At 58.3% G+C, this 13,791-nt stretch carries 15 protein-coding genes; 10 read left to right on the top strand and 5 right to left on the bottom strand.

The features are described 5' to 3' along the window. The first annotated feature begins 449 nt into the window (after positions 1 to 449). The 4 genes from ACR0JB_RS11370 to ACR0JB_RS11385 all read left to right on the top strand — a co-directional run bounded on the left by ACR0JB_RS11370 (position 450) and on the right by ACR0JB_RS11385 (position 4,369). On the top strand, positions 450 to 1,202 hold the full coding sequence (locus ACR0JB_RS11370; protein ID WP_170397355.1) for a 5-oxoprolinase subunit B family protein: 753 nt from the start codon (positions 450 to 452) through the stop codon (positions 1,200 to 1,202). Next, a complete protein-coding gene (locus ACR0JB_RS11375) occupies positions 1,199 to 2,197 on the top strand; it encodes a 5-oxoprolinase subunit C family protein (RefSeq protein WP_170397354.1) in 999 nt (332 codons plus the stop codon). The genes ACR0JB_RS11370 and ACR0JB_RS11375 overlap by 4 nt, the downstream gene beginning before the upstream one ends. An 11-nt stretch (positions 2,198 to 2,208) precedes the next feature. Further along, positions 2,209 to 2,970 carry a LamB/YcsF family protein gene (locus ACR0JB_RS11380; RefSeq protein ID WP_170397353.1) on the top strand — a complete coding sequence of 254 codons (762 nt, stop codon included), beginning with the start codon at positions 2,209 to 2,211 and terminating at the stop codon, positions 2,968 to 2,970. Between the two features lie 151 nt (positions 2,971 to 3,121). Then, the gene (locus tag ACR0JB_RS11385) at positions 3,122 to 4,369 is read left to right on the top strand and encodes a hypothetical protein (RefSeq protein WP_170397352.1); all 1,248 of its coding nucleotides are present in this window, start codon (positions 3,122 to 3,124) and stop codon (positions 4,367 to 4,369) included. 71 nt (positions 4,370 to 4,440) lie between these two features. Here ACR0JB_RS11385 and ACR0JB_RS11390 read toward each other — a convergent pair whose 3' ends face one another. Both ACR0JB_RS11390 and ACR0JB_RS11395 read right to left on the bottom strand, forming a co-directional pair. Next, positions 4,441 to 5,823 (bottom strand): D-alanyl-D-alanine carboxypeptidase family protein, encoded by a 1,383-nt coding sequence (locus ACR0JB_RS11390; RefSeq protein ID WP_170397351.1) that lies wholly within the window; start codon positions 5,821 to 5,823, stop codon positions 4,441 to 4,443. 281 nt (positions 5,824 to 6,104) lie between these two features. Continuing rightward, a complete protein-coding gene (locus ACR0JB_RS11395; protein WP_170397350.1) occupies positions 6,105 to 6,806 on the bottom strand; it encodes an HAD family hydrolase in 702 nt (233 codons plus the stop codon). A 93-nt stretch (positions 6,807 to 6,899) separates the two neighbouring features. Here ACR0JB_RS11395 and clpS point away from each other — a divergent pair, with 93 nt between their 5' ends. From clpS to hemF, 4 genes are read left to right on the top strand one after another with little or no spacing between them, the layout of a single operon-like run. Next, a complete protein-coding gene (clpS, locus tag ACR0JB_RS11400) occupies positions 6,900 to 7,244 on the top strand; it encodes an ATP-dependent Clp protease adapter ClpS (protein WP_170350453.1) in 345 nt (114 codons plus the stop codon). A 27-nt stretch (positions 7,245 to 7,271) separates the two neighbouring features. Then, positions 7,272 to 8,237 carry a class I SAM-dependent methyltransferase gene (locus tag ACR0JB_RS11405; protein ID WP_170397348.1) on the top strand — a complete coding sequence of 322 codons (966 nt, stop codon included), beginning with the start codon at positions 7,272 to 7,274 and terminating at the stop codon, positions 8,235 to 8,237. Between the two features lie 37 nt (positions 8,238 to 8,274). Next, complete coding sequence (locus ACR0JB_RS11410; RefSeq protein WP_170350457.1) at positions 8,275 to 9,075, top strand: SDR family NAD(P)-dependent oxidoreductase; 801 nt, start codon at positions 8,275 to 8,277, stop codon at positions 9,073 to 9,075. A 5-nt stretch (positions 9,076 to 9,080) separates the two neighbouring features. After that, positions 9,081 to 9,965: an oxygen-dependent coproporphyrinogen oxidase gene (hemF, locus tag ACR0JB_RS11415; protein ID WP_170397346.1), complete on the top strand. Its 885-nt coding sequence runs from the start codon at positions 9,081 to 9,083 to the stop codon at positions 9,963 to 9,965. A 7-nt stretch (positions 9,966 to 9,972) separates the two neighbouring features. On the opposite strand, the gene ACR0JB_RS11420 is transcribed toward hemF, so the two are convergent. Continuing rightward, a complete protein-coding gene (locus ACR0JB_RS11420; protein ID WP_170397344.1) occupies positions 9,973 to 10,386 on the bottom strand; it encodes a hypothetical protein in 414 nt (137 codons plus the stop codon). A 191-nt stretch (positions 10,387 to 10,577) separates the two neighbouring features. Here ACR0JB_RS11420 and ACR0JB_RS11425 point away from each other — a divergent pair, with 191 nt between their 5' ends. Continuing rightward, positions 10,578 to 11,090, top strand: a complete 513-nt coding sequence (locus ACR0JB_RS11425; protein ID WP_170397342.1) for a toxin-activating lysine-acyltransferase — start codon at positions 10,578 to 10,580, stop codon at positions 11,088 to 11,090. 1 nt (position 11,091) lies between these two features. Beyond that, entirely contained in the window at positions 11,092 to 12,006 is a 915-nt protein-coding gene (locus ACR0JB_RS11430; RefSeq protein WP_170397340.1) for a Hint domain-containing protein, read from the top strand. Here the strand turns inward: ACR0JB_RS11430 and modC are convergent. After that, positions 12,003 to 13,100, bottom strand: coding sequence for a molybdenum ABC transporter ATP-binding protein (modC, locus tag ACR0JB_RS11435; RefSeq protein ID WP_170350467.1), 1,098 nt, complete (start codon positions 13,098 to 13,100; stop codon positions 12,003 to 12,005). The genes ACR0JB_RS11430 and modC overlap by 4 nt on opposite strands. After that, positions 13,097 to 13,789, bottom strand: a complete 693-nt coding sequence (gene modB / locus ACR0JB_RS11440; protein WP_170350469.1) for a molybdate ABC transporter permease subunit — start codon at positions 13,787 to 13,789, stop codon at positions 13,097 to 13,099. The genes modC and modB overlap by 4 nt, the downstream gene beginning before the upstream one ends. Between the last annotated feature and the right edge of the window lie 2 nt (positions 13,790 to 13,791).

The following is a 13,791-nucleotide window of genomic DNA, read 5'->3' on the forward strand; positions in this document are numbered from 1 at the left end:
CTCTCCTGAGCGTCTCCGCCGTCTCCAGCGTCCCAACACCGCCTCAGCAGCGCCGGTGAAGGGGGTTCTAAGGTTTACCCAAACAACCCGCAAGTGGAAAATTGCATCTTGCGTGATTTTTTTGCGGATTGATTTTTTTCACTTATATTTCAAATGATTAAGATGCACCCAACGAAGCCACATACACCGCTCACGCAGTAGGCACACGCAGTTGCCCCACCATGAGCAATCGGTCAACCACCCGCATACCCTATATATAGTGAGTTCCTAGCCGACATCCACAAGACCCAACCGAGTCGCATCATCTGATCCGAGCCAATTTTGAGCCCGTTTCCCCGACTCGCCACCAAACAGGGCACTGAAAAAGGCACAACGCGCGCGCCGGGTCTTGCGCATTAACCTCGGATACTGTCACCTCGCCGGAAAGAGACAGCCAAACGCACAGTAATATGACAGCTACACACGCGCATCCCTTTCCTTGCATACGGACGGTTGGTCAGGACGGTCTATTGGTCTCGTTTGCTGACACGATGGCTGAATCCTCGAACCGGGCGGCGCTTGCATTTCGCAATGCGGTCGACCTTCTTGGATGGGAAGGTGTAATTGAGACATCGGCGTCTCTGGCCTCGGCCTATGTTCGGTTCGATCCCCTTGCCCTGCCGCACACAGAAATCCACGGGCGGATCGAAGAGATGCTGCATCAGCAAGACTGGTATCGGGCACCGCTTCCTGCAGGTCGCCGCTTGTGGCAGGTACCCACTGTGTACGGAGGTGAATTAGCACCGCAATTGGACGAAACCGCAGCGGCAGCTGGGCTGACACCAACCGAAGCCATACGACGCCTGAGTGAAACCCGTGTTCGCGTACTGACCATCGGCTTTGCGCCCGGCCTACCATATCTTGGACCGCTAGGGCCTGAGTTCAACATTCCACGCCTCAAGAAACTCACTCCTATGGTGCCGGAAGGAGCGCTGATCCTGGCGATATCGCAACTTGTGCTGTTTTCCAGACCCAACCCGACAGGATGGCGACATGTCGGCCAAACCGCTTTTCGCTGCTTCCGTCCCGAAGCCGAACAGAGCTTTGTCCTGCGCCCCGGCGACGAGATGCAATTTCTGCCGGTCTCACGCGCAGAACTGGAACAGATACGCGAAACCAATGATGGTCTAGGCGGGGCGACCCGAGAGGAGATCCCGGCATGAGCCTGCTGGTACATCAGATTGGCCCGGCCTGCACCATTCAGGATCAGGGGCGTTCGGGATATCTGGATCAGGGACTTTCACGGTCAGGGGCGGCAGATCAACTCGCGTTACATGAGGGTGCCGCGCTGCTGGGTCAAAGCCCGGACTGCGCAGCCCTGGAAATGGCGGGAATGGGCGGCACGTTCGAGGCCACGCAACCGGTCAGCATCGCCCTGACCGGCGCGCCAATGCAGGCCAGTATCGATGGCGTCCCGATTGTCTGGAATGCCTCTTTCTCTTTGGAGGCAGGTCAGAAGCTGACGATCGGCGCCGCCAATCAGGGCAACTATGGCTATTTGCATGTTGGTGGCGGATTTGAATTACCGCTGTTTCTGGGTTCACGTTCCGCCCACCTGACAGCGAATGTCGGGCGTGCCGTGCAGGCCGGCGACCGACTGCCCGTCGGTCCCTATTCAGGCAACACCGGTATGAAACTGCGCCCCGATGACCGATTTTCCGGGGGCACCCTGCGCGTGTTGGCAAGCTTCCAGACCCCGCTGTTCGATCCAGAAACGCTGGACCGTTTTACCGAAACCGCGTTTCGGCGCGGTGCGCGGGCCAACCGAATGGGCATGCAATTGGAAAACGATGGCGAAGGCTTTGCCGCAAAGGGTCAATTGAACATTCTGTCAGATGTGATCACCCCGGGCGACATCCAGATGACCGGCACCGGAAACCCCTTTATCCTGCTGCCCGAGTGCCAGACGACCGGTGGTTACCCTCGTATCGCCACTGTCCTGCCCTGCGATCTGCCCCGGGCGGCGCAAACCCCGGCCGGCGGGCAGATAAAGTTTACATTTGTGTCCATGGACGAGGCCGTCGCCCTGCACGCCACTTACCTGTCCGATCTGTCGCGATTGCGCGCGCGGGTCGAGCCCTTGGTCCGCGATCCGCACGACATCCCCGACCTGTTATCCTATCAATTGATCAGCGGAATGATCTCTGGCACCGAATAAGGAGTTTGCCGATGCCCAGCGTCGATTTGAATGCCGATATGGGGGAAAGCTTTGGCCCTTGGAATATGGGCGATGATGAAAGCCTGCTGAAGATCATCACCTCGGCCAATATCGCGTGTGGTTTTCATGCGGGCGATCCCGATGTCATGGCGAAAACGATGACGTCGGCTGCCCAGAACGATGTCGGCATCGGCGCGCATCCCGGCTTTCCCGATCTGCAGGGATTTGGCCGCCGCAATATGAAGGTGCCCCACGAAACCCTGCGCAATCTGGTCCGTTTTCAACTTGGCGCGGCGATGGGCATGGCCAAGGCGGTTGGTACGAAGGTCCGGCATCTGAAGCTGCACGGTGCTTTGGCCAATATGTGTTCGGTCGATATCGACATGGCACGAGCTTGTTATCAGGGCGCGCTGGACGTGGACCCGGACATTATTGTCATGGTGCTAGCTGTTACCAAGCAGGAAGAGGCCGTGCGCGAATTGGGTTGCAAATGGGTGGGAGAAATTTTTGCCGACCGCGCCTATAACGATGACGGTACGCTTGTTGATCGCAGCCTGCCCGGCGCGGTCATCCACGACCCCGAACTGGCAGGACCACGCATGCTGAACATGGTCCGCGAAGGTGCAATCATCACCGAATCCGGCAAGCGGTTGGAAACCTCAATCGACACGATCTGCCTGCATGGGGATGGGCCGACCGCGGTGCAGATCGCCCGGTCCGTTCGCGAAAACCTGATCGCAGGTGGTGTCGAGGTGACAAAATTCACCCGATAGACATCCGGGCGTAAGGTCTGCGCCCCACCTTCTTACTGTTGCCCAGTTGGATTTCTGACCCTAGCATGCCTGCAAGTGCATGTTCTGATTATTGGAAATCCAGGCAACGCCGGGTCCGGAGCTCTCTGGGCCCTCGCAAGGAGGGAAATTTATGTCTTTCGATTTGATGTCTTATGAACCGCGCGGGGACAAGAAGAACTCGGACTTCTTCGGTGAGTATCTACCCAAAATTTATGAGCGGCGCAGCAGCTCTGGTGTTGCCGATCAGGTCGGGCCGATGCGGGCGATTGTCCAGCAAGTGGAAACCACAGCGCTGTTCGATACGCTGATCGAATTGTATGTGATGACCCCTTATCGCCACACGGCCACCTATTTGGGGCAAACGCATAAGTTTTCGGTCCTGCATTCGCACGCCGACTACCCGGCGTTGGTCGTGACGGCGCCGCTCAGCCCAAGCTTTGAGGATTTCATTCCCCGCATCAATCGCATGTACCCGCTGGCGCGCAATACCCCGCAAACCCGCTATGTCGGCGAGATTTACGGCGCGATCGACTTGCAGGCCCTCACCAAGACGCTTGAGGATCAGAATATCCGCTTTGAATATGAAGGCGATACCGAAAACCCGTTCTACACGCTGGATGGGTTCCGGTTCACCACCCCGTCGGATTTCACTTGCAACCGGGTCGGTTATTCCGCACTGGATTTCAATGACCCCGACAGCCTGGGTCTGGGTGACCGCGTGTTGCTGAGTGATGCAGAGCAGGCGCAGTTGGATCAAGCTGCGGCTTTTGGCTCTGACAGCAAAATCTCACCCTTGATGCTGGGGGTCGACCACCTTGCCACACGTATTCTGGCTGGTGAGCGCGAGGACGCGATCCTCGAGTTTCTGACCATGGTGCCTTATTACTTCTGGGGTGCGTACAACATCTTTGACATGAATTCGTCGACCAACGTGAACCGAAACCCGAATGTGGATGATGACAAGAAATCGCCCGCCAAGGTCTTCACCGCCAACAACACCCCTTCCTTCATCAATTCATTTGAGCAACTGCCGATGCCGACCGAGGATTTCGTCCGAAATTTTGGCCGTCGCCTGCATCACATGGCCATCGAAATTCAGGACGGTGATCACAACGCCGGTGAGAAAAACGTCGATTTCGTGGTTAATACGCTCAAGGATAAAGGCGTGCCGTTTCTGGCCCATGTGGTGGGTGAATGCAAAGACGATCCGAACCTCAAGCAGATTTTCTCGAAACACTCGAAGAATACGCTGCTGATCACGGAATATATCGAACGCTGCCACCACTATGACGGGTTCTTCACCAAGGACAACGTGGCGGCCCTGACAGCCGCCGCCGGGCAGGACGAACAATACCAGCATGGCCACGTGTTCGACTAAAACGCCCTGACAAAAAAGGGCTGCGAGTTTCCTCGCAGCCCAGATCCATCCAGGAGAGTATATGTCGGATCTTATGACGGCCCGATCATGAAACAGGTGACATTCCGGGCCTGAAGCCTGCGGCAGGCCAAATCGGCCTGTTCGCGGGTCATGCCCTGGAATGTCGCGTCAAAGCCGCGCGAGCTTTGGTTCACCTTGCGCAGCGTGCCTTCCAGAGTGGTCATTTCCGACAGGGCGGTTTTCAGCAAAACCTTTTCCGCCTCGTATCGGGTGGTATAGCGGCCCACGTTGACGCCCCACAGGTGCCCGCCGGACGTGGACAGACGGGTGACAATTTCCGGTTCGGGTTCCGGCTGCACGGCCGGATCGGTCGACGCCAGAACCAGATCATCCGGACGCGCAGCGGGGCGCGCTGTGTCGCCGGTAGGGGTTTGGATATCCGCAGCGGCCATGGCGGCTGCAATACCGTCCTGAATACGCGCGCCGTTCTTGGCCGCTGTCGCAGCAACCGTGCCCGCAACCTGTACTGCAGACCCTGCCGTTGGACGCAGTACCGGACGGAGGCTGGAATTTGGTGCACCGGTCAGAGCTGCAACCGTCGCGCCCAATCCGGCATTCCCGGCATAGGCCGGGCGCGCCGGTTTACGGATCGGTGCCCGAGACGGGGCGCGGCGGAAGCCCATGTCCAACAGCTCGGCCACTTTGGCGTTGCGCGATGCGCCCGACTTGCCGCCAAAGACGGTGGCGATGATACGTTCATCTTTGCGCTTGGCCGAGGCCACAAGATTGAAGCCCGCAGCCCGGGTGTAGCCTGTCTTGATCCCATCAGCGCCCTTATAGGCGGCCAGCAGGCGGCGGTTGGTGTTGGGAACGGTCTTGATCCCCGCATGTGTCGATTGGCGCGAGAACAGATTGTAGTATTGCGGGTAATCATACAGCAGATGACGGCCCAAAGTGGTCATATCGCGCGCGGTCGACAGGTGGCCTGATTCCGTCAAACCATGCGCGTTCTTGAAGGTTGTGCGGCTCATGCCCATCGCCTTGGCAGTACGGGTCATGCGGCGGGCAAAGGCGGCCTCGGACCCGCTGATCGCAATACCGATGGCGGTAGCTGCGTCGTTCGCCGATTTAACCGCCGCGGCACGGATCAGATAGCGGAATGCAATTCGCTGACCGGATCGCAAGCCCAGCTTTGACGGCGGCTCGGACGCGGCCTTTTTGGTGATGCGCACCTGGGTATCCAGATCGATCTCACCGTTCCGCACCGCTTCGAACGCAATATAAAGCGTCATCATCTTTGTCAGCGAAGCCGGATGCAGCCGTGTGTCGGCATTGCGCGAATGCAGCACCTCGCCGGTGCGTGCATCGATCACCATCGCCGCATAAGGAGCAGCCACCCCTTGCAACGGCGCAAAGGAGAGCAGCCACAAGAATGCTATAAGGAATAAGCCCATTCGGGCCGGAACTGTCCGCCGAACCTGCACGATCTTTGCCTCTGTCTACCTCGGGCCGCCGGGTTTTCCCGGTCGGCTAAATAATTATTTTATTATTGATCAGGCTAACACAGAGACCCAGTGAAAGAAACAAAAAGCTCGTGAATTCGCGGTTTCTTGAGCTTGCCACGGACACACCACATGTGGTCAGGCGCACCCTTGTCACCACCAAATCCATGAATATGACCAGAACTTGCCGACGCTGGGCGTCGATTTTTCAGGACTGAGACCATTCGGCCACATCAGCTGAGTCGCTGAACAAGATTGGCAAGCTGACCCAAATCCTGAAGCTCGCGGTATCGCGGGTTATCCGCCGGGGTTTCGGCCTGTTCGATTTCCCAAACCAGACCGTGCGGCACATACACGCCCCAGCACCCGGCCTGTATCGGGGCCACCACGTCCGAGCGCATCGAATTGCCAACCATCATCGCCGATGCAGGCCCGTCACCGTATTGGCCAAAGATGAGCCGATAGGTCTGGGGCGTTTTCTCGGACACAATCTCGACCCCGTCGAACAGCTCACCCAACCCCGACTGGGCCAGTTTCCTCTCTTGATCAATCAGATCGCCCTTGGTGATCAGCACCACTTGATGAGTCGCCGCCACGCTTTCAATCGCCGCGCGTGCATGGGGCAACAGCTCGATCGGATGGGCCAGCATCTCTTGCCCGGCTTCTATCAATTGCCGAATGACCGAGGCGGGAACCCGGTCATCCGTCACCTCAATCGCAGTTTCGATCATCGATAGGGTGAAACCTTTGATTCCATATCCATAGTGCCGGATATTGCGTTTTTCTGCGGCCAGCAGACGCTCCATCAGGTGACCCCTTTCGGCGTGATCCGCCAGAAGATCGGCGAAATAAGCCTGCGTCAGCTGAAAAAACCGCTCATTGTGCCACAATGTATCATCCGCATCGAAGCCGATTGTGGTAAGATTTTGGCCCATGGCTATTACGTCCTGCTGGCTCTTTTCTCTGGCTGGTTCGACGTTATATAAGCGCAAAGACAAACCGAAGCCTGAATCGGACAGTAGAACGCGATGCTTGAACACCAATGGATGATGTCTGACAAATCGGACGACGACGATGCAGATGCGTCTGTCCTGGTACAGACGCGCACCAAGACCAAGCGTCCGCCGCTGTACAAGGTTCTGCTGCTGAATGACGATTACACGCCGATGGAATTCGTTGTGCATGTACTGGAACGGTTCTTTGGCATGACCCACGCGCAGGCGTTCGAGATCATGCTGACGGTGCATAAAAAAGGCGTGGCCGTCGTTGGCGTGTTCAGCCACGAGATCGCCGAGACCAAAGTGGGCCAGGTCATGGATTTCGCCCGCAGGCACCAGCACCCCTTGCAATGCACCATGGAACGGGAAGAGTAAGACCAGACCGGTCTTACGGAATCGCTTATGTCCCCTCGCCTTGATCTTGCGCTGCAAAGCGGTCTGACCTTGTTGCAACCACTGACTGTACTGGGGCCAACAACGGCCAGTGACCTGTCTGATTTGCCGCGTGAAACGCAAGTGGTGCAGCCGTTTAAACCCTTTCACGACCATTTCACCCAACAGGGCTTCGCGGTTGTACCTGTGGCGCAAGATCCCTGTCAGGACGCCATCGTAATCCTACCTCGCGCTAAGGCATTGGCCCGGTCGATGGTGCAGCAGGCCTGCACCCGCGCGAATGGCGTGATTGTCGTTGACGGCGCCAAGACCGACGGTGTGGACAGTTTGCTGAAGGACATCCGCAAGCGGGTCGCGGTTGAGGGGCCGATTTCAAAGGCGCATGGCAAGATCTTCTGGTTCCAGTCCGATCCGCATGCTTTTGCGGATTGGGCCGCGCCCGCCCATCAGACCGCGGACGGTTTTAAAACCGCGCCAGGCGTATTCTCGGCCGACGGCATTGATCCGGCCTCGGCCCTGTTGCGGGCCGCGCTGCCGGACAAGCTGGGCGCTCGGGTCGCCGATCTGGGGGCTGGTTGGGGGTATCTTTCCGCCGGGCTGCTGCAGGCGCCGGGCCTGAAATCCTTGCACCTGGTCGAGGCCAACCATATTGCGCTGACCTGTGCCCGCACCAATGTGACTGATCCCCGCGCTCAGTTTCACTGGGCCGATGCGGTGACATGGCGTGCCGACGAACCCATCGACACCGTGGTGATGAACCCACCGTTTCACACTACGCGCAACGCCGATCCGGCACTGGGGCAAGGCTTTATCACATCCGCCGCAAAGAACCTGACCCGCAATGGCACATTGTGGATGGTGGCCAACCGCCACCTACCCTATGAGCTTACATTGACCGACACGTTTGCGCATGTCGAAGAAGTGACCGGCGACAATCGGTTCAAGGTGTTCCATGCCTCTCGCCCTCGGCGGTGATCCCAGTTAACCTGCGCCGAAATTCAGGAGGAAGCGCATGTCCTTTTCCATAGCAGGCAAAACCGCAATCGTGACCGGCGGCGCCAACGGAGTCGGCCTGGCCATCGGGCGCCACTTTGCCGATGCCGGGGCAAATGTGATGTTCGCCGACATGGACGAAAAGCGGCTGGCCGAAGAACTGGGCGAGCAGGCCGATGACAGCAATATCCGTTTCTTTGCTGGCGACCTGCGGGAAAAGCTGACAATTGCCAACCTGCTGTCGGCCACAATCGACGCCTTCGATCAGGTGGATATCCTGATCAACGGCGCCCGTCAGGTGATCCCTTCTGATCCGCTGGATGCCGAAGACGATTCAGTCCGCACCCTTCTGAATCAGAACCTAATGCCCGCCCTGCGGTTAAGCCAGTTGGTCGCCAAACGCATGATCAAACAAGCCGGAGATGACGAGGAAAACATTGCAGGCTCGATCATCAATCTGTCTTCGATTGCAGCGCGACGAACCCACCCTGACCTGATGGCCTATTCCGTCTCGACCGCCGCGCTGGATCAGATGACCCGATCCTTGGCTGTCGCGCTGGCCCCCAACCGTATTCGGGTAAATTCCATCGCATTGGGATCCGTGATGAGCGCCTCATTGCGCTCCACCCTGAAAGAGAACCGCGACTTTCGGGACGATATTGAAAAACACACTCCGCTGGCCCGCATTGCTGCGCCGACCGAACTGACCGAAACAGCACAGTTTCTGGCCTCGGACGCCGCAGGTTTCATCACCGGACAAATTCTAACCATTGACGGCGGCCGCACCCTGCTGGACCCCGTTGCAGCCCCAGCGCACTGACACATATGTTCGACACCGAAAAATCCACCGCTTCTGCATGGTTCCGCCAATTGCGGGACCAAATCGTCACCGCCTTTGAGGCTCTTGAAGACAGCCACGACACCGGGCCGTTTTCGGACGCCAGACCTGGACGGTTCGAAATCAAGGAAACCACGCGCCAGTCCGAAGATGGCACGGATGCGGGCGGCGGATTGATGTCGGTGATGCGCGGTGGCCGCGTGTTCGAAAAGGTCGGCGTCAATATCTCAACCGTCTACGGGACACTTGGCGCACGCGCGCAGCAGGCGATGGCAGCGCGCAAAGGCATTCCGGGCATGACCGAAGACCCGCGCTTTTGGGCCTCGGGCATTTCGCTGGTCGCGCATATGCAAAATCCGCATGTTCCGGCGGTGCATATGAACACTCGCATGTTCTGGACCCCACATGCATGGTGGTTCGGCGGTGGGTCCGACCTGAACCCTTGCATAGAATATGACGAGGACACGGCCCATTTCCACGCCACGCAAAAGGCGCATCTGGACCCGCACGGGCCAGGTCATTACCCACGCCTGAAAGAATGGGCGGACGAATATTTCTATATCCCGCACCGCAAACGCGCCCGCGGGGTTGGCGGTATCTTCATGGATGATTACTGCACCGGCGATTGGGCTGCGGATTTTGCGCTGACACAAGATATCGGCCGTGCCTTTCTTCCGGCCTTTTTACCCCTGGTCGAACAGCGCCGCGTGCAAGGATTCAACGATGCTGACAAGAATACCCAGCTTGTGCATCGGGGCCTCTATGCCGAATACAACCTGGTTTACGACCGGGGCACCAAGTTCGGGCTGGAAACCGGCCACGATCCGGATGCTGTGCTAATGAGCCTGCCGCCGATGGCCAAATGGGTTTGATCTGCCCTCAGAAGTCGAAATCCATAAAGTTGTCGTAGCAACGGCTTTGCGCCCCGGATGCCGACATACTTTCGCCCACGCGGCTGACGGTGATCGAATAACTCTTTTTGGTGCTGCCACCTTCAGGCTCAGCAAACGAAAACTGCACCGTCCGTGTCTGCTTTTCATAAGCTCTCGAGACATAAATCTGCTGCGTTGTCGGCAAGCCGAGGGTGCGGATGGCGAAGTCACCGATACCGCACCAATAGGCCACCGCCGCTGACGATCCATGCGTGGCCACTTGATAGTTGCCATTGTCCAATGGCGTCACTGTCGTGCGAAAGCCGGGATTGAAGCCATACCTAAACCCAAACCCGGTCGCTTGCGCCAGGGCTGGCACCAACACCAGAACGCTTACGCTCAATAATTTGAATAATTGCATGGCAAAACTCCTCTAACCAAAATACGGCTTTGCTTGAAATGATAGGGATTAGGCTCGATGAGTAAAGTTAACGATAGGCGGCGCAATTCTCACCATTCCGCAACGGAAGCGCGCCTATGTGACCAAAATGGTATCATTTCAGGACTTTAGAGGGTAACCTCTGATCGTCGGTCATTTGCATGAGGCACGGGTTGAGCAAGGCATTCCCAAAGGACTGGTTCGACATTCCGCCCGAAAAATATGCGGATTTCGGCGCGCTGTTCTATCTGGCGTCGCTGACAACACCGCATAGGGATCGCAGTCTGGCGCAGGTGCTTTATGCCTTTGAAACACCATTCCGGTTGGGCCAGTATCACATCTTTCGGCAAAACAGTTTTCCACGCGGATTTGTGACTTTCGCTGGCCTCAGCCCCGAGGCCGAACACCGATACGCCATTCAGGAAACTCCGTTGACCGAGGCCGATTTCACCAGCGGGTCGTCGTTCTGGATCGTCGATCTTGTCGCCCGGTTCGGGCAGACCAATCAGATTGTAGAGATGCTGAAAAAGAGCATCCCCCATCCTAGGGTTCGTACGAACCGCATGGAAAGTGATATGTCTCAAAACCGGATCGTGGAATGGACGCGTGATGACACGGGCGCGATTCATATGCAGCTGTACCGCAAGCAGGAGTTCGCACAGGTTCTGGCGGCAGAGGGCACGTGACATGGTTTCGATAGCAATTACGGGTGAAATAGCTGGCGATGTGACCGGCAACCCTCCGAACCAGGCTATGGGCGATCTGGATCTGGACAGCAACGTCCCCATTTTGTCGGAAACATGGGTTATCACTTCGCCTCCGGCTTTTGGAACAGCCAGCGTCGACCCGAATACTGGGGAATGGACTTATACAGTTGACCCGGCGTTTTTTGACAGTCTGGACGACAACCAAATCGTCACCGATACCTTCACCATTCAAGTGACCGGTGAGTTCGGCACTTTTCTTGGGCCTTTCCCTTTCGACCTGCAGCAAGAGATCACGATCACCATCGAAGGGGTGTGTTTTACCGCTGGCACGCTGATCGAAACCCCGGGTGGTGCGCAACTAATCGAGGCCTTATCAGTTGGCGATAGGGTGCTGACCGCAGATCACGGCCCGCAACCGATCCGATGGATCGAAAGCAGCGTACTGCCACCCGAGCGATTACGGGAAAATCCCGCCATGCGGCCTGTCAGGATCAGCGCGGGCAGCCTTGGCCCAAATACGCCCAGCCGGGATTTGCTGGTGTCGCAGCAGCACCGCGTTCTGATCCGCGGTCCCAAGGTCGATTTGCTGTTCGGCACGCCCGAGGCGCTGGTCGCGGCCAAACATCTGTGTTCCTGGCCAGGGATCGATATTGAAACCTCTGACGCGGCCGTCAAGTATTTCCACATTCTGCTGGACGAACATGAAATCCTGACCGCCGAAGGCGCATCGGCTGAAAGCCTGTTTCTGGGTGAGGAATCCTTGTACACGCTGTCATCCGAGGCATTGCAGGAATTGGCGGCGATATTCCCCGATACCGCGACCCCTGATGGGAATGGCTTCGGTCGCGCCGCCCGTTTGGTTCTGCGTGAATTCGAAGCGCGCGCGCTGGTTTAAGACGGGGTCAGCCTGCCGCCCACATCCTGCGGCGCCAGGGCAACGGTCTTGATTACCGCAAAACAGGACTTGCCCGGTTCCAACCCCAAAGCCGCAACAGAACGGCGGGTCACGCGCGCCAAGATCGGCCCTGCGGACGTTTGCAATGAGACGATGGCGCCCGGCCCGCCGCCCGCGCGGATGGTGTCAACCGTCCCTTCCAACATGTTCAACGCCGACAATCCATCAGGCCGTTTGCTGGACAGGATCACCTCTTGCGCGGGAATACGGATGCGAAGGTCTTCCCCTACCTGATGCGGGATACGTGGCAGGAACAGGCGTGCACCGCCGGCCTCCAGCTCGGTCAACCCATCCGCATGATGTTCCTGAACCCGCACTCTCAGCACCGCGCCCACAGCGCGAACCCCGGCTGGAGCCACGGACGGGTCAGCCATAACTTCTGAGGCAGGGCCATGCCGCACTACTTTGCCATCCTGCAAAGCGACGACGGAGGTGGCCAGCCGTGCGACCTCGGCCGCGGAATGGGTGACGTACAGAATGGGCACTGAAACCTCATCCCGCAGCCGTTCGAAATAGGGCAGGATCTCAGCCTTGCGCGCATCGTCCAGCGCGGCCAGCGGCTCGTCGGCAAGGATCAGGCGCGGGCTGGCCAATAGTGCACGCCCAATGGCGACTCGCTGCTTTTCTCCGCCCGACAAGCCCGCTGGACGGCGATCCAGCAGATGCCCGATGCCCAGCATTTCGATCACCTTGTCCGGGTTCTCGCGGCGCGCGCGCTTTGGTGCGAACCAGCGACCGTAGGCCAGATTTTGGCGCACAGTCAGATGCGGGAACAGGCGACCTTCCTGAAAGATGTAACCCAATCGCCTACGATGCGGCGGTAACCAGAGGTCCTGTTCGGTATCAAACAGTTCCCACCCATCAACGGCAACACGCCCGGCTTTGGGCCGCAGAAGTCCCGCCACGGCATTGACCACGGTGGTCTTGCCCGACCCCGACCGCCCGAACAGAACCGTCACTCCCAAGGGCGCGTCAAAGCTGAGGTCCAGCTTGATATCGGGCAGGTCATGCTGCAGGCGGACAGACAGCCTCATGACCCCGACACCCGAGCGGCGGCGCGGCGACCAATATATTCCGACAGTAGTAGCGCGCCCATGGCAATGATGATCGAAATCACAACCAGTCGGGTCGCTGCCCCCTCACCGCCGGGCACCTGCAGGAAGGCATAGACGGCTGACGGCAGGGTCTGTGTCTGGCCTGGGATGTTTGAGACAAAGGTGATCGTGGCGCCAAATTCGCCCATTGCCTTGGCGAAAGCGAGAATACTTCCGGCGATCACACCCGGCAGGATCATCGGCAGGGTCACGGTCGCAAAAACAAAGGGCCGCGACGCGCCCAAGGTCGCCCCAGCCTGTTCCAGCTTGGGGTCTACCGCCTCGATTGACAGACGAATGGCGCGCACCATCAGTGGAAAGGCCATGATCCCCGCCGCCAGCGCCGCCCCGGTCCAGCGGAAGGCGACCACGATGCCGAACTCCCCCAGTAGCCTGCCCATCGGCCCCTGAATCCCGAATGTCAGCAGCAGCAGATACCCGGTTACAACCGGCGGCAGGATCAGCGGCAGATGCACCAACCCGTTCAGCAACTGACGACCGGGAAACCGCCAACGCGCCAGCGCATAGGCCACGAAGATGCCAAAGGGCAATGTCACCAGCGTCGCCCAAAAGGAAACGCGCAGCGACAATCTCAGCGCTTCAATCTCTGCAGGTCCCAACCATCCCATGC

It is taken from the genome of Ruegeria sp. BI7, assembly GCF_056537925.1.

Coding starts and splice junctions, on each gene's coding strand:
- ACR0JB_RS11405 (WP_170397348.1), top strand. CDS start 7,272: ATGTCCCCTCGCCTTGATCTTGCGCTGCAAAGCGGTCTGACCTTGTTG.
- ACR0JB_RS11430 (WP_170397340.1), top strand. CDS start 11,092: ATGGTTTCGATAGCAATTACGGGTGAAATAGCTGGCGATGTGACCGGC.
- ACR0JB_RS11390 (WP_170397351.1), bottom strand. CDS start 5,823: ATGGGCTTATTCCTTATAGCATTCTTGTGGCTGCTCTCCTTTGCGCCG.
- ACR0JB_RS11410 (WP_170350457.1), top strand. CDS start 8,275: ATGTCCTTTTCCATAGCAGGCAAAACCGCAATCGTGACCGGCGGCGCC.
- ACR0JB_RS11385 (WP_170397352.1), top strand. CDS start 3,122: ATGTCTTTCGATTTGATGTCTTATGAACCGCGCGGGGACAAGAAGAAC.
- modC (WP_170350467.1), bottom strand. CDS start 13,100: ATGAGGCTGTCTGTCCGCCTGCAGCATGACCTGCCCGATATCAAGCTG.
- clpS (WP_170350453.1), top strand. CDS start 6,900: ATGCTTGAACACCAATGGATGATGTCTGACAAATCGGACGACGACGAT.
- ACR0JB_RS11380 (WP_170397353.1), top strand. CDS start 2,209: ATGCCCAGCGTCGATTTGAATGCCGATATGGGGGAAAGCTTTGGCCCT.
- ACR0JB_RS11420 (WP_170397344.1), bottom strand. CDS start 10,386: ATGCAATTATTCAAATTATTGAGCGTAAGCGTTCTGGTGTTGGTGCCA.
- ACR0JB_RS11395 (WP_170397350.1), bottom strand. CDS start 6,806: ATGGGCCAAAATCTTACCACAATCGGCTTCGATGCGGATGATACATTG.
- modB (WP_170350469.1), bottom strand. CDS start 13,789: ATGGGATGGTTGGGACCTGCAGAGATTGAAGCGCTGAGATTGTCGCTG.
- hemF (WP_170397346.1), top strand. CDS start 9,081: ATGTTCGACACCGAAAAATCCACCGCTTCTGCATGGTTCCGCCAATTG.
- ACR0JB_RS11375 (WP_170397354.1), top strand. CDS start 1,199: ATGAGCCTGCTGGTACATCAGATTGGCCCGGCCTGCACCATTCAGGAT.
- ACR0JB_RS11370 (WP_170397355.1), top strand. CDS start 450: ATGACAGCTACACACGCGCATCCCTTTCCTTGCATACGGACGGTTGGT.